This is a genomic window from Pseudidiomarina terrestris (assembly GCF_030466405.1).
Lineage (GTDB): Bacteria > Pseudomonadota > Gammaproteobacteria > Enterobacterales > Alteromonadaceae > Pseudidiomarina > Pseudidiomarina terrestris.
The window spans coordinates 81,937-96,580 of the sequence record NZ_JAGGJF010000006.1 but is presented as its reverse complement, the minus strand read 5'-3'; the positions used below and the strand labels follow the sequence as shown (position 1 = coordinate 96,580).

At 51.1% G+C, this 14,644-nt stretch carries 14 protein-coding genes; 8 read left to right on the top strand and 6 right to left on the bottom strand.

All coding sequences use genetic code 11. The features are described from left to right. Positions 1–2: 2 nt before the first annotated feature. Positions 3–362, top strand: coding sequence for a 50S ribosomal protein L19 (rplS, locus tag J6J34_RS11220; protein ID WP_301721798.1), 360 nt, complete (start codon positions 3–5; stop codon positions 360–362). 104 nt (positions 363–466) lie between these two features. Next, positions 467–1,624 carry a bifunctional chorismate mutase/prephenate dehydrogenase gene (gene tyrA / locus J6J34_RS11215; RefSeq protein ID WP_301721799.1) on the top strand — a complete coding sequence of 386 codons (1,158 nt, stop codon included), beginning with the start codon at positions 467–469 and terminating at the stop codon, positions 1,622–1,624. Here the strand turns inward: tyrA and J6J34_RS11210 are convergent. Beyond that, the gene (locus J6J34_RS11210; protein ID WP_301721800.1) at positions 1,571–1,954 is read right to left on the bottom strand and encodes a response regulator; all 384 of its coding nucleotides are present in this window, start codon (positions 1,952–1,954) and stop codon (positions 1,571–1,573) included. The genes tyrA and J6J34_RS11210 overlap by 54 nt on opposite strands. Before the next feature lie 77 nt (positions 1,955–2,031). On the opposite strand from J6J34_RS11210, the gene J6J34_RS11205 reads away from it, so the two are divergent. Further along, positions 2,032–2,658 (top strand): cytochrome b/b6 domain-containing protein, encoded by a 627-nt coding sequence (locus J6J34_RS11205; protein ID WP_301721802.1) that lies wholly within the window; start codon positions 2,032–2,034, stop codon positions 2,656–2,658. 2 nt (positions 2,659–2,660) lie between these two features. Here the strand turns inward: J6J34_RS11205 and J6J34_RS11200 are convergent, their stop codons facing one another. Beyond that, the gene (locus J6J34_RS11200; protein WP_301721805.1) at positions 2,661–3,125 is read right to left on the bottom strand and encodes a c-type cytochrome; all 465 of its coding nucleotides are present in this window, start codon (positions 3,123–3,125) and stop codon (positions 2,661–2,663) included. 189 nt (positions 3,126–3,314) lie between these two features. On the opposite strand from J6J34_RS11200, the gene J6J34_RS11195 reads away from it, so the two are divergent. The 4 genes from J6J34_RS11195 (at position 3,315) to J6J34_RS11180 (ending at position 9,819) form a co-directional block, all read left to right on the top strand. After that, positions 3,315–6,407, top strand: a complete 3,093-nt coding sequence (locus J6J34_RS11195) for an amidohydrolase family protein (protein WP_301836419.1) — start codon at positions 3,315–3,317, stop codon at positions 6,405–6,407. A gap of 2 nt (positions 6,408–6,409) precedes the next feature. Continuing rightward, on the top strand, positions 6,410–7,693 hold the full coding sequence (locus tag J6J34_RS11190; RefSeq protein WP_301721808.1) for an amidohydrolase family protein: 1,284 nt from the start codon (positions 6,410–6,412) through the stop codon (positions 7,691–7,693). A 151-nt stretch (positions 7,694–7,844) separates the two neighbouring features. Then, positions 7,845–8,150 (top strand): STAS domain-containing protein, encoded by a 306-nt coding sequence (locus J6J34_RS11185; RefSeq protein WP_301721810.1) that lies wholly within the window; start codon positions 7,845–7,847, stop codon positions 8,148–8,150. 25 nt (positions 8,151–8,175) lie between these two features. Continuing rightward, on the top strand, positions 8,176–9,819 hold the full coding sequence (locus tag J6J34_RS11180; RefSeq protein ID WP_301721816.1) for an ATP-binding SpoIIE family protein phosphatase: 1,644 nt from the start codon (positions 8,176–8,178) through the stop codon (positions 9,817–9,819). Here J6J34_RS11180 and J6J34_RS11175 read toward each other — a convergent pair. Next, positions 9,805–10,140: a translation initiation factor gene (locus J6J34_RS11175; protein ID WP_301721818.1), complete on the bottom strand. Its 336-nt coding sequence runs from the start codon at positions 10,138–10,140 to the stop codon at positions 9,805–9,807. The two genes, J6J34_RS11180 and J6J34_RS11175, sit on opposite strands and share 15 nt — an antisense overlap. Positions 10,141–10,220: 80 nt before the next feature. Here J6J34_RS11175 and cysB point away from each other — a divergent pair, with 80 nt between their 5' ends. Continuing rightward, complete coding sequence (cysB, locus tag J6J34_RS11170; RefSeq protein WP_301721819.1) at positions 10,221–11,195, top strand: HTH-type transcriptional regulator CysB; 975 nt, start codon at positions 10,221–10,223, stop codon at positions 11,193–11,195. A gap of 28 nt (positions 11,196–11,223) precedes the next feature. On the opposite strand, the gene J6J34_RS11165 is transcribed toward cysB, so the two are convergent. The 3 genes from J6J34_RS11165 to pabB are packed head-to-tail and all read right to left on the bottom strand — an operon-like array spanning position 11,224 to position 14,535. Then, positions 11,224–12,597: an L-serine ammonia-lyase gene (locus J6J34_RS11165; RefSeq protein WP_301721821.1), complete on the bottom strand. Its 1,374-nt coding sequence runs from the start codon at positions 12,595–12,597 to the stop codon at positions 11,224–11,226. A 19-nt stretch (positions 12,598–12,616) separates the two neighbouring features. Continuing rightward, a complete protein-coding gene (locus J6J34_RS11160) occupies positions 12,617–13,210 on the bottom strand; it encodes a CoA pyrophosphatase (RefSeq protein ID WP_301721823.1) in 594 nt (197 codons plus the stop codon). Beyond that, positions 13,207–14,535 carry an aminodeoxychorismate synthase component I gene (gene pabB, locus J6J34_RS11155; RefSeq protein WP_301721824.1) on the bottom strand — a complete coding sequence of 443 codons (1,329 nt, stop codon included), beginning with the start codon at positions 14,533–14,535 and terminating at the stop codon, positions 13,207–13,209. Before pabB ends, J6J34_RS11160 begins: the two co-directional genes overlap by 4 nt. Between the last annotated feature and the right edge of the window lie 109 nt (positions 14,536–14,644).

Here is a 14,644-nt window from a genome sequence, read left to right as displayed (position 1 = left end):
ACATGGCAAAAGTAAGTCACAATTTGATCAAAGCGATCGAAGACGAACAAATGAAATCAGACCTTCCGGACTACGCTCCGGGTGATACAGTGGTCGTTAATGTTAAGGTTGTTGAAGGTAACCGTGAGCGTGTTCAGGCATTTGAAGGCGTGGTTATCGCAAAGCGTAACCGTGGTTTGCACTCTGCATTCACGGTTCGTAAAGTGTCTAACGGTGAAGGCGTTGAGCGTACTTTCCAGGTACACAGCCCGATCATCGACAGCATTGTTGTGAAGCGTAAAGGTGCGGTACGTCGTGCTAAGCTTTACTATCTACGTGAGCGTTCAGGTAAATCTGCGCGTATCCGCGAGAAGCTGTCTTAAGCTCCGGCTTAACGAAAGCACTGAAAAAACCCGCCACTGGCGGGTTTTTTTATGCCCAGAATCAGGCACAATGTGAGCATGCGCTTAATTTAGGAGTCATTATCGTGTCTGAACCTTCCACAGCAACCCCTGAGGTACGTTTACAGCAGTTACGTGAAGCTATTGATGAGACCGATAATGCTTTGTTGAATCTGCTTTATCAGCGTAAACAGCTGGCTGCTGAAGTGGGTGTGGTCAAGCGTGCCATGGGCCAGCCTCTTTATGTGCCTGAGCGCGAGGCGAAATTGCTTGAAGCGAGACGCGAAGAAGCCGAAAAAATAGGGCTGTCACCGGATTTAATCGAAGATGTGCTGCGACGGATTATCCGCGAATCCTATCACCAGCAACAGGCGGCTGACGTACACCTGGAACAAAGAACCATTGTGGTGGTCGGTGGTGACGGTGCTTTAGGTAGGTTGTTTGTCGAGCGCTTCCGTGAAGCCGGGGCGACAGTCTATAGTCTGGATCAAGGCGATTGGCACCGCGCAGAAGAGTACTGCCATGCCGCAGATTTAGTGCTGGTAAGCGTTCCCATAGCGGCAACAGAGGAGGTGATTGCTAACCTGCCAACATTACCAGAGCAGTGTATTCTCGCCGATGTCACCAGTGTCAAACAAAAGCCTTTGCAGGCCATGCTGGCGCAGCATAACGGCCCCGTTGTTGGCTTGCACCCGATGTTTGGACCACAGGTGGCAACACTCGCCAAACAACTTATCGTAATTGCTGAAGGCCGCCAACCTGAAGCCTATCAGTGGTTGCTGGACACGCTTGCCCGTTGGGGGGCGCAACTCTATACGACCACCGCTGCGCGTCATGACGAAGCCATGGGCTTTATTCAGGTGATGCGACACCTCTCAACTTTTGTTTACGGCGCTCATCTGGCAGAGGAGCGCGCTGACTTGCAGCAGTTACTTGATTTGAGCTCTCCGATTTACCGGCTTGAACTGATGATGGTAGGGCGCTTGTTTGCCCAAAATGCAGATTTGTATGCTGATATTATTCTGGCTCATCCTGAGAATTTCGCCATGCTACGGCGTTACCTCAAAACCTTTGATGAGTACTTAGCTGCACTGGAAGCTGGAGATAAATCGAGGTTTGTCGAAAAATTTGCCGAAGTAAGCTCCTACTTCGGCGAGTTCTCGCAAAAATTTCTGGAAGATAGTCAGCGATTACTTGCCAGTGCCGGCGATGCGCATCAGCTCAGTCAAGTCGCTGGGCGCTAACGGCTTTTGTAGCAGCTTATTAATGCCTGCCGCTTCGCATTCGGCCTGAAATTGTTCGGGTTTGTGACCCGATACCATGGCGGCGACAGGTGTCGCATCACCCAGCTGGTCATGAACTTTGCAATACAGCTCGACCCCGTTAAAATCGGGTAGCTCGTGATCCAGCAAGACTAAGTCGGGGCGCTGCTCGATAATTAAATCGAAAGCTTCCTGACCGGTTAGAGCTGTTTTAACCTTAGCGTCCGGAAAGTGCGCGAGCATTGCTTTCATCACTTCGAGTGAAATAATATCGTCATCAACAATGACTACATTAACTTGGCTGGTCGTCATGGCTACCTCCTTAATGACTAGGTCTCTTACAGTAGCAAACTAACAGCAAAAACGGTATTCGCAAACGGAGCTTTGGGATGGTTAAGGTCTGGGATAGTTTTATACGTGGTTATCACTGGTTACTGGTCGTAGCTATAGGCGGCTTGTGGTGGACTGCTGAAAATGCCTACATGGAGTGGCACTTGCGTATTGCTATTGGTGTCGGCGCTTTAATGCTGGCGCGAATGATGTGGGGCGTGGCCGGAAGCCCTAACGCCCGCATCGCCACCTTTGTCAAAGGCCCCCGTGCATTTTGGCAACACCTGAAAGAGCTGCGCAGTGGCAACTATCAAGCGGGCAAAACCCATAACCCTGTCGGTGGTTGGGCCGTGCTGCTTTTATGGTCGTTGATTTTTGTGCAATTGGGAACCGGACTGTTCGCCACCGACGAAATCTTTTTCTCCGGTCCGTTGGCGAGTCTTGTCAGCAGTGAGACCCAGAGCCAGTTGACGGATATTCATAAGTTGAACTTCAACGTACTGCTCACTTTTATTGGCGTACATGTTGTCGCTATTCTGGTCTACCGTCTGCGCGGTGAGAATCTGCTTGGGTCTATGGTGCATGGCAGACGCAAGCTGGAGCAGGCGCCGCGCTTGTATGCCAGTGGTTGGGCCTGGCTAATGGCAGCCGTGCTGGCCACCATTGCCTGGTATTATTGGGGTTAGTCTTAGTCTTTGTACTGATCGTGACAACCTTTGCAGCTTTTCGCCGTGGTCATAAAGGCATCGCGCATCTGTTGTTGATCGCCAGTTCTTGCCGCGGCAAGCAGATTATCGGCGTCGGTTTGCAGTTGTTGGGCGCGCTCCTGAAAATCTTCCCAGTTGTCCCAGATGGCCGGCAGCGCATCAGTATTAGCGCCTGGCATGGCTCCTTCTTGCGCAAATCCCACCCAAGGTACCGAGGCCATTTTTGCGACCACTTCAGCGCGCTCGTTAAAAATGCTGAGATCAAATGGCATGTCGCCTTTGAGCATATCGCCCATATAGGCAAAGTTATTCTGCATCACTGAGAGTGCTTTTTGACGGTACTCTACGGCTTTATCGGCGTCGTTAAACGCGTGCTGTGCAACGACCGTGGCACTGGCCAGGGTGGCTGCGACGATTAATGAAGTGCGGATGGCTTTCGAGAACATCTGTGTTTTCCTTATTGTTGCTGTTCGAAGTGACTTCTTAACAGATACTACAACGCTTTACCGACTTAACTAAGCTGTTTATCCTTTAAAGGATTGCTTTCAGCTTATCCCTGCCGTTAATGTAAGCTAAGTAAGATGTCAGTAAAAACCATAACACAAACACAGACCAACCTTATAAAGGGGACGCCGATGATTAGCAGTAACCGCCTCAGCAAGTTGGCGGTTGCGATGTGTGCAGCGCTTCCAGCGCTGGTATCAGCATCGCAAACCACCACTGTGCAAGGGTTGCACGACAACTCATCTAGCTATGTCGCACTGCAAAATGCGACGATCGTGACCGAGCCCGGAACAACCATTGAAAACGCAACACTGGTTATCCGCAACGGCAAAATCGAACGCATCAATACTAACAACCGTGCACCCGAAGGTGCTCGTGTGGTCGATTTGTCAGGACATACAGTGTATCCAGGCTTTATCGACGCCTACAGTAATTACGGCGTTCCTCAACCGGAAAAACAGCAGCGCGGACCGTGGTTCTCGACGCGACCTGAATATAACAATAAGCGTGAAGGTGGCAATGCCGCGAATGACGCTATTCATGCCCAGGTGCAGTGGGTCGATAATGCTGCGAGCGATAGTAAGAGCGCTCAAGATTACATTCAGCAAGGCTTCACCGCTGTCCAGAGTGCCCGTTTAGACGGTATCTTCCAGGGGCAGGCGGTCACCTTGTCGTTGGCAGATAAAATCGTCAACAACGTGGTGTATCAAGCCCAGGCACGTCACTTTGGTTCCTTCGATAAAGGCACATCACAACAGCAGTATCCGAACTCGCTGATGGGGTCGATTGCCTTGATTCGCCAAACGCTCTCTGACGCCAACTGGTACGAGCAAGCCTATGGCAAAGATGCCTACAACGGTCCTGTCGAATACAACGCGGCGTTAGCTGAGTTAGGGCCGGTCGAGCAAGAGGGCTTCGTTTTTACCGTTTCTGACGATAAGTCGCTATTGCGTGCGCACACTGTATTCAGTGAGTTCGACGTACCTGTAACCTATGTCGGCTCGAACTTTGAGTACGCGCGTCTGGACGCGATTAAAGCGACTAATTCGACGCTGATCCTGCCACTAAACTTTCCGGCTGCACCCGATGTATCGGGGGTTAACGATCACCTGGATGTTGAGTTGGCAGACTTACGTCACTGGGAGCGGGCACCAGGTAACGCGGCAGCCCTGTCGGCGGCCGATATCGACTTCTCTTTTACTTTACATCAGTTGAAAAAAGCGGATGAGTTCTGGCCCAATCTGCGCAAAGCCGTGCAGCATGGGCTAAGCAAAGATCGCGCTCTGGCCGCGCTGACAACAGTTCCGGCACGTATTGCTGGGGTTGCCGATAAGGCCGGTAAAATTGCCCCCGGCTACATGGCTGACTTCGTGGTTGCCGAAGGCGACTTGTTCACCTCGGGGACTATCAAGTCTGTTTGGTTGCAAGGTGAAGAGAAAGAACTGGCGCCATTACGTAAAGCCGACTTTAACGGTTCGATTGCAGCAACTATCGCCAATCAAGCGGTGACCTTTGAACTCAAAGGCGACGACAAAGTCGGTGGCGAGCTGGTGATCGGTGACACCCGTAGTAAGTTACGTTCCAGCCGCCGTGACGAAAGCAAGCTGTCCTTTGTTGTGGATACAGAGTTCGCTGGCGTTGCCGGCACCTGGCGCATGCAGTTGGAACAAACAGCTGAGCAAAACTACGCTGGCGTCGCAGTAGGCCCTGATGGTCGTGAGTTAACTTTCAGCGGTAGCCGTGACACTGCGGAGCAGATGACTGCCGAGAGTGAAAAGAGCGCTGATCAGGCCCATACCGACTATGTCAGCCGTTTGACCTATCCAAACGTTGCCTACGGACTCGATGGCCTGCCTGAGCGGCAAAACCTGCATATCAAAAACGCAACAGTATGGACTGCAGACGAGCAGGGCATTCTCGAGCAAGCTGATATTCTGGTTCGCGACGGTCAGTTCTACCGCGTCGGCAAAGATCTGCGTACGCCATCGGGCTATACCGTCATCGACGCAACTGGCATGCACGTCACGCCCGGTATCATTGATGAACACTCTCATATCGCCATTGATCGTGGCGTTAACGAAGCGTCTGAAGCTATCACTTCAGAAGTTCGCATCGGTGATGTTGTCAATCCTGATGATATTCACATCTACAGGTCCTTAGCTGGCGGTACCACTATGGCGCAGCTTTTGCACGGCTCGGCAAACCCTATCGGCGGTCAGGCACAAGTCATTAAACTGCGCTGGGGTGCAACCGCAGACCAGATGAAATTTGACGCCGCACCACCATCGATTAAGTTCGCATTGGGTGAGAACGTCAAACAAAGCCGTTATCCATCGTGGTTGAGCACACGTTATCCGCAAACTCGCATGGGTGTTGAAACGCTGATGCGTGATGGCTTTACCGCCGCGCTGGATTATCGTGAGCGGATGCAGGCCTATGAAAAGTTAAGCCGCAGTGAGCGTGCCAAAACAGCACCACCTCGCCCGGATTATCGTCTGCAGACCTTGCTGGAAATTCTCGATCGCGAGCGCTTTGTGCATGCACATAGCTACGTGCAATCAGAAATCCTGATGTTACTGCGTCTGGCGGAAGACTTTAACTTTACCCTGACCACCTTCACGCACATTCTGGAAGGCTACAAAGTAGCGTCAGAAATGGCGAAACACGGTGCCGGTGGTTCCTCTTTCGCAGATTGGTGGGCGTATAAATTCGAGGTTTATGATGCGATTCCGCAAAATGCCTGCCTGATGTCTGAAAAAGGTGTCTTAACCAGTATCAACTCAGACAGCAACGACTTGCAGCGTCGTCTTAACACTGAAGCTGCCAAGTCAGTTACCTACTGTGGTATGTCTGAGCATGAAGCCTTAAAAATGGTCACTTTAAATCCAGCGAAGCAGCTCAAAGTCGACCAATATGTGGGTAGTATCACTGAAGGTAAGCATGCTGACTTCGTCATTTGGAACAACCATCCATTGAGTTCTTATGCACGGGTTGAACAGACCTGGATCAATGCGCGTAATTTCTTTGATCGTGAGCGTGACCAGGTATTGCGTGCCGAGTTGCAAGATGAGAAGCAAGCATTGATGCAGAAAGTATTGGCTGATCCTGCGGCAAGCAATGGCGCGGAAAATGGCTACAAGCGTGAGCAACCTAGCTGGCATTGCGATACTGAGCATGACACATGGCTACAAACCTTTACTGCGCATAGCCACGGAGGACACTAATAATGAAAAAACTAATGACAGCAGTTGCTGCTGCTAGCCTTACCCTGAGTGCTGCAGCGCATGACATTGTTCCTGGTGAGCCGCAGCAGCAACCGATTTTGTTGCAAGGTGGAACTCTTTACACCATTACCAATGGTATTAAGCAAGACACTGATTTATTGCTGGTTGACGGCAAAATTAGTGCCATGGGCAAAAACCTTGCGACTCCGGAAGGCGCGCAGGTGATCGATGTCACAGGGAAACATTTGTATCCTGGCGTCATTGCCATGGATACCACCCTGGGTCTGAAGGAAATTGAAGCAGTTCGTGCGACTGAAGACTCCGACGAAACCGGCGCCGTCACCCCTGAGGTGAGCGGTCATGTGGCTTACAATCCGGACTCCGAAGTTATACCGACCATTCGTTATAACGGTATTTCGCACGCGCAGATCGTTCCTCAGGGCGAGCTCATCACGGGTCGTTCAAGCCTGTTGCAGTTGGATGGCTGGACGTATGAGGATGCGGGCGAGCGCCTGGATATCGGTGTTCATGTGAACTGGCCACGAGTGGGTGTGAGTAACTCCTGGTGGGAGACGCGTTCACCCGAGGAGCAACGTAAAGCAAATGCGGAAGCGCGTAAGAACCTTAAACGTGCCTTTATCGAAGCAAAAGCCTATTACGATGCCAAGCAGGCCGGTGAGTTAAAAGGTACCGATTTGCGCTGGGAAGCTATGCTCGGACTGTTCGATGGCAGTGGCATGCTTTTCGTACACGCGGACGACCAACGTCAGATCCAGGAAGCTATGGAACTGACCAAAGAGTTTGGCTTTGACTGGGTACTTATGGGGGCTCGTGACGCCTGGCGTATGGCTGATGAGTTAGCTGCCGCCGAGATTCGTGTCGTGTATGGCGCGCCATTTGGCTTGCCAACGCGGCATGACGAAGCCTTCGATCAGGCCTTTTCGACGCCAGCAACACTGGCACAAGCAGGCGTAGACTTTGCCATCAGCTATCCGGGCTACTGGGATGTGCGTAACCTGGCGTTTGCCGCGGGCAATGCAGTTGCCTATGGTCTTGATAAAGAAGCTGCACTGCGGGCAATTACTTTGACGCCAGCTGAGTTTATGGGCGTTGCTGATCGTGTCGGCTCACTGGATGTGGGTAAACAAGCCACTGTGGTTATTTCTGATGGCGACTTGTTAGACCCGATCGGACAAAAGGTCGATATGTTATTTATTGAAGGGCGGCTGGTCGATTTAAACAATCGTCACTTGCAACTCTATAATAAATATCAGCAAAAACCTTAAGCAGAAAGTTAAGAAAAAAGCCGGTTCAGCGAAACCGGCTTTTTTTATGAATTTCTCCGTATAATTGGCGGCTGAGGCTTGTGTTTGCCGCTTCGTGTTGGCACTATTCACAACTGTCTAATCTAATAATAACAAGGTAAGTAGGTGACTAATGTCGATCACTCGTCATGTTTCAAATGATGGCAAAGAGCTCACTATTGCAGTGCACGGCAAATTCGACTTTGGCCTGGTCCAGGAGTTTCGTCGCGCTTACAGCTCAGTTGGCGACGAAAAGCCTACGGTCTACATCGACTTACGTGAAACGGAATACCTGGATAGCTCAGCTTTAGGGATGCTGCTTAATATGCGCAAAGCCTTGAGTGATGGGGTCAAAGGTATCCACATCATTAATAGCCGTCCCGAAGTAAAAAACATTCTCGATATTTCACGCTTCGACAAATTGTTTACCATCGAATAACAATCACCTTGCAGAGGCAACGCCGATGCTGAAGCCGTCCCAGCAAATTGTTATTGACATCTTTCAGGATGGTTCAGAATTTGCCATCTCAGTTGTTGAAAAACTTCAGCGTCTTCGCGTCGCTCGGCGCGTTCGAGTTAAAAACCTCTCTGACTGGCGCTCAGATCTTAACCACGTGCATCCCACGCTCGTGGTGACCAGTGAACTGGTACCACAACTTTTATCGCCCCTGCGCTGTCCTCAGCAATTGCTCATCCTTCCTCGTGCAAGTGATCTAGAGTCCAGCTTGAGGTGGCACGGCGACGTACTGTCATGGCCGGAAAAAACCGGCGTTCTATTGCAGCGTATCGACCTGATGGCAAATAGCTTTAATACCGCCCGGCAATTAAACGCTGTGCGTGAGAGTTTGATTTGGCACACGCAACGGGTCGAACGTGAACATGAGTTGATAGAACACATCTTTCGTAATGCTTTAAGTCGTAATTTTACGCACTACGAACATATTCGAACCTTGCTAACGCCGGCATCTAAGTTTAATGGCGACCTATGCTTAATCACCCCAGGTCCATTAGGTAACTTATATATTTTGATGGCCGATTTCACGGGTCATGGTCTAGCCCCTGCCACCGGGGCATTGCCTCTGTCACAAGCATTTTTTGCCATGGCCGATCGTGGCGTTTCTGTCTCAGAAATGGTGGTCGAGTTTAATTATCGGCTGCATCGGCTGTTACCCAGTGATATGTTCTGTGCCTGCTTTTTAATGGAACTGTCGGCGAGTGGCAAGCGCCTGACCTACTGGAACGGGGGGATGCCGCCGGCGTTAGTTTTTGGTCCCGATGGCATGGTGAAGCACCGACTGCGAGCTCAACATATGGCGCTTGGCGTATTAAGTGTTGATGACTTTGATAGCCAGGTGGCGACCATCAGTACTCGCACCGATGATACGATAGCGATGTATACCGATGGCGTCATCGAAATGCTCAGCCAGCGGGATGAGTTTCTGGGCATGGATGCATTTGAAGAAATTATCCAGACCTATCCCGGGACCGCTAATTTTGACAGATTAGTGGCTGAGCTTGAAAATTTTCGCGGTAGCCAACCGCTTCAGGATGACGTGTCGCTGGCCATACTTGAATGTTGCCCTACTGGCCTGGAACCGCCCGAAATTGGGCCTGAACTTCAGGCGTTGCCCTTTGTTTTTTCCACCGTTCTGGACGCTGAAGACCTGCAACAAATCGATGTGGTGGCCTCGATACTGGGAATTTTAGGTCGTTTGCCGGCACTGCATGCCCACCGTACCACTATCTACTTGCTGTTAGCCGAAGTTTTTAATAATGCACTGGAGCATGGTTTACTTGGCCTGGACTCACGCATGAAAAATGATCCCGAGGGCTTCGCGTATTACTATCAATTACGAGCAGATCGTCTGCAGGCGCTGACATCAGGCTCCATCAGTATTGAGGTGTGTTTTGAGCAGCGCCGGAACTACCTTAAGTTTACTGTCCGCAACACCGGCTTGCCCTGGGCCAGGGCTGAGTTAGCGAGTCTCGACAAAACCAGCCTGCCTTACGGACGTGGTCTGGATTTGTTGCAACAGCTGGCTTGTGACCTTAACTGGAGTGATGAAGGCCGGGAAGTTTCGTTCGGCTACTACTTAACCTCCAGCTAGTTTGACTTTAAAGCCTTGTTGTTCGAGAAAAGCCTTACTTGCCTCGCGCTGGTCACCCTGAAGCTCTATGGTTTCGTTTTTGACACTGCCACCTACGCCGCACTGTTTCCGTAGCTGTTTGGCATAATCGCTTAGGAGCTGAGGGTCTGTGGGTAGATCCATGATGACAGTCACCCCTTTTCCTTTACGGCCTTTAGTTTGTCGTTGAATCCGAACCGGGATACTGGTATCAATACTCGCTGCAGTGTTACTCTGCTCCTGAGGTGCTTCAGCGGAGGCCTCAAAGCCTAAATTTTTGAGTTGTTCAGACAAGCTAGACACAAAACCTCCTATATAAATCTTGGAATAAATAGCCAACGTGTTATATATTTTTAGAATAAGCAACGACACTGGGTCTTTCTATGAAATTACAGCAGCTGCGCTACATCGTCGAAGTATTAAATCATAACCTGAATGTTTCAGCGACCGCAGAAAGTCTGTTTACCTCACAACCCGGTATCAGTAAACAAGTCAGAATGCTGGAAGATGAGTTGGGCATTCAGATCTTTGAGCGTAGTGGCAAACACCTGACCCATGTCACCGCAGCCGGGCAGGAAGTTATCGAAATTGCTCGCTGCATACTTGCACAAGTCGATAGTATCAAAGCTGTAGCCAGCGAGCATACGTTACCCGACCAGGGCAAGCTCAATATTGCCACAACTCACACCCAGGCACGTTATGCTCTTCCGGCAAAAATAAAGCAATTCATGGAACGCTATCCGCGGGTATCCCTGCATATGCATCAGGGCTCCCCTGAGCAAATCAGCGAGGCAGCAGCGAAAGGCAAGGCCGACTTTGCGATAGCCACGGAAGCGCTGCATTTGTATCAGGATTTAATGATGTTGCCTTGCTACCACTGGAATCGTTCTATCATTGTACCCACGGATCATCCGCTGACCAGCGTCGGAAAGGTCTCCATCGAGCAACTTGGCGAACATCCAATCGTGACTTATGTGCACGGTTTTACCGGTCGCTCGGAATTAGACAGAGCCTTTAATGAGGCTGGCATTGAGCCCAATGTGGTCTTTACCGCAACGGATGCAGATGTAATTAAAACTTATGTGAGAGCGGGCTTAGGTGTCGGGGTAGTGGCGACCATGGCTTTTGATGAAAGCAATGATAAAGGATTGGTCGCGCTGCCTGCGGAGCATATTTTTGAGCCCAGCACGACGAAGATTGGTTTTCGGAAAGGCACGTTTTTACGCGGCTACATGTACGATTTTATTGAAACCTTCGCGCCGCACCTGACCAAGAGTGTGGTGGAAGAGGCGATGCAACAACGTACTCAAGAAGCTGTTGATCGCCTGTTTAATTCAGTGCAACTACCTACATTGTAATAGCATAGGTGGTGCCACCTAAGGTTCGTTAGCACTCGATAATATTCACCGCGAGACCACCGCGAGCGGTCTCTTTATATTTGGTTTTCATATCGTTGCCGGTGTCCCACATGGTTTTAATGACTTTATCCAGCGATACTTTGTGATCACCGCTACCACGCAGGGCAAGCCGGGCCGCATTGATGGCCTTAATAGCGCCCATGGCATTACGTTCAATGCAAGGAACCTGTACCAATCCACCAACTGGATCACAGGTCAAACCTAAATTATGCTCCATGCCAATTTCGGCGGCATTTTCAACGTTACTCACGCTCCCCCCCATAAGTTCGGCAAGGGCACCTGCTGCCATTGAGCAGGCCACGCCTACTTCACCCTGACAGCCAACTTCTGCGCCGGAAATCGAGGCATTTTTCTTGTACAGGATACCAATCGCAGCAGAGGTTAGCAGGAAGCGGACGACGGTCTCTTCATCTAATTCACCAATGAACTTATCGGCGTACTTCATCACCGCCGGAATAATGCCAGCGGCACCGTTGGTTGGCGCAGTAACGACACGGCCGCCAGCAGCGTTTTCTTCATTGACGGCAAGGGCGAATAAATCTACCCAGTCCATTGTTTGCATGGGATCAGCTGAGCGCTCATTGCGCAACCGCTGATACAGCCCAGGTGCACGGCGACGAACTTTGAGGCCTCCGGGTAAAATACCCTCGGTTTTAATGCCAGTGTCGATGCACTGGTCCATGGTTTTCCAGACATGCATTAAACCTTTACGGATATCAGCTTCACTGCGGAACACTTTTTCGTTAGCTAACATCAAAGAGCTGATGCGCAAGCCGTGCTCCTGGCATTGAGCAAGCAATTCGGCTGCTGAATCAAAAGGATAGGGGATGGGTTGACTGGACTGTTCAATTGCTTCTTCGAGCGTCTCGTCAAAGTCGGCATCACGAACAATAAAACCACCACCGATGGAATAGTAGAGGTCTTTGTAGATCACTTCATCGCCTTTATACAGGCGCAGCTCCATAGCGTTAGCATGGCGCGGCATGGTCTTGCGGCGGTGGAAAGTAATGGCGCCTTCGCGAGGGAACTTGATCTCATGTTCGCCCAATAGCTTAAGCTTTTGAGTTTTCTCGGTGTTAGCCAGAAACTCATCGACAGACGTGGTATCTACGGTCTCAGGTTCTTCGCCAGCCAAGCCAAGGATGACTGCTTTACCCGTGCCATGGCCTTTACCGGTTTGACCTAAAGAGCCGAATAATTCGACTTTTATAGTGGTTGCCTGATCAAGTCCGACAGCCTCGTCGGCCGCGCGCAGGAACTCTAACGCCGCTCGCATCGGGCCGACGGTATGGGAACTTGATGGGCCGATGCCCACTTTGTAGATATCAAAAACACTTATCATAACTGTTATCGTTAACCTATTAGTTGAGAGAACGAAAAAATGAATGCCTTTCAGGATACACGTGATCGGCCAATTCGCGCAAAATTCCGGCCGTCGCTCCCCAAATGTTTCTATGCTGATATGGAATAAAGTATACCTGATCGTACAAAAAACGCCTTAGGCGGTAGGCAAAATGTTCCTGTTGATGCAAAACATGCTTGAGCGGCACGGTAAAGATTTCGGCGACTTCACGGGGATCGGCCTGCAAGGGATGCTGCGGGTCAATGAAGGCAACGTAAGGGCGGATCAGAAAGTTACTGATGACCGGGTAGTCTTGTAATTGACCGACTAAGGTGACCGCGCTCGGCTCCAGTGCGATTTCTTCGTGGGCTTCACGTAACGCAGTTTCATAGAGCGAGCGGTCAGCAGGTTCCTGCCGACCACCGGGGAAACTGATTTGTCCGGCGTGATGACGTAAATTTGCTGCGCGCTGAGTTAGCACTAACTGTAGTTCCCCGTCGCGCTCCCATAGCGGAATTAAGACCGCTGCCGGACGTAACCGCTTACGCACAGGACGCTTTCCCTGGCGCGTTGGATGTAACTGAAAGCGATGCAGAAATTCGTCTTTGGTCATGCTGAGTCTGCCTCGAGCGTGCTGCTCAGAACCGGGAGGATTTTTGCCACTTTATCGAGGGTCTCCTGGTACTCCGCCGCGCCATCGGAGTCCACCACCAGGCCGCCTCCGGCCCAGCAGTAAATAGTATGATTGCAAGCGACCAGAGTGCGGATTGCGATATTGGTATCGGTCTCACCATGCTGCGAAATATAGCCAAGACTGCCACAGTAGAAGCTGCGGCGATGAGGCTCAAGCTCGTCAATGATCTCCATCGCCCGTATTTTTGGTGCGCCGGTAATCGACCCGCCCGGGAAGCAGGCGGCAACAAGCTCCAGTGCCTGTTGCGGGCTTTCCAGTTGCCCTTCAACGGTACTGACCAAATGGTGGACCGCAGGGTAACTCTCAATGGCAAATAATTTCGGTACCTGCACCGAGCCTGGCTGACAAACGCGGCTTAAATCATTACGTAACAGATCAACAATCATCACGTTTTCAGCTCGGTCTTTAGCGGCGTGCTGCAGTTCATGAGCAAGCGCTGAATCGGTTTGCGAGTCTTTACCACGAGGGCGCGTGCCCTTAATAGGTTTGGTTTGTACCAGCCCTGTTGCGGACACATGCAGGAAACGCTCGGGGGAGTGGCTGAGGATAGCCCCATCAGATAGGCGCATGAAACCAGAAAAGGGCGCCTGGTTAGCTGCGCGAAGTTGCAGGTACGCTGCCCAGGGGTCACCTGAAAAAGGTGCTGAGAAGCGCTGTGCGAGGTTAATCTGATAACAGTCCCCGGCATGCAGATAGTCCTGCACGCGGACAAACTTCTGCAGATAATCGGCGCGACTCATGTTGCTCTGCCAATCGGCGGTAAGTTGAAAGAGCTTGCTGCCCGGCGTGTTCTGCTCCAGTTGCTTACGCCAAAAGGCGCTCAGTTCTGTAATCTCGTCGCTGCGCCCGACCAGCCAGGTTGCGCCGCTTTTACGGCAGCGGATCAGCGCCTGGGAATACAGCCCTACAGCCACCTCAGGCAGCGCGATATCGCGTTCAGCCTGACTGGGCAAATGCTCAAGCGCGCGCCCTGCATCGTAACTGAAAGCACCGGCAAGCCCGCCTCGAAATGGCACCGTTGCAGGTCCATCATAAGCGGGCAACTGCGCTTGCAGCTGGCGCAGCTGTTCCGGCCAGTTATCATTGACCGTAAGGGTTTGCTCGGGCTGGCGGAAAATAAAATCGTATTCACTTTGTGGATGCTCACAGCTATCCAGCAAAAGCGCCCAGGGCTCGTCTGCAATGGCAGCAAAAAGCTCGGCAAATTCTACTTTCAAGTCAATAGAAACAGCAGTAATCGACACAGTGTAACGACTCCAGAACGATTTACGGATAGCTTAACATAAGCCAGGTGAAAACTGGTCAGCGTGCCATGAAAACGCTATGATAGCCGCCAATTATAACCCGATGATG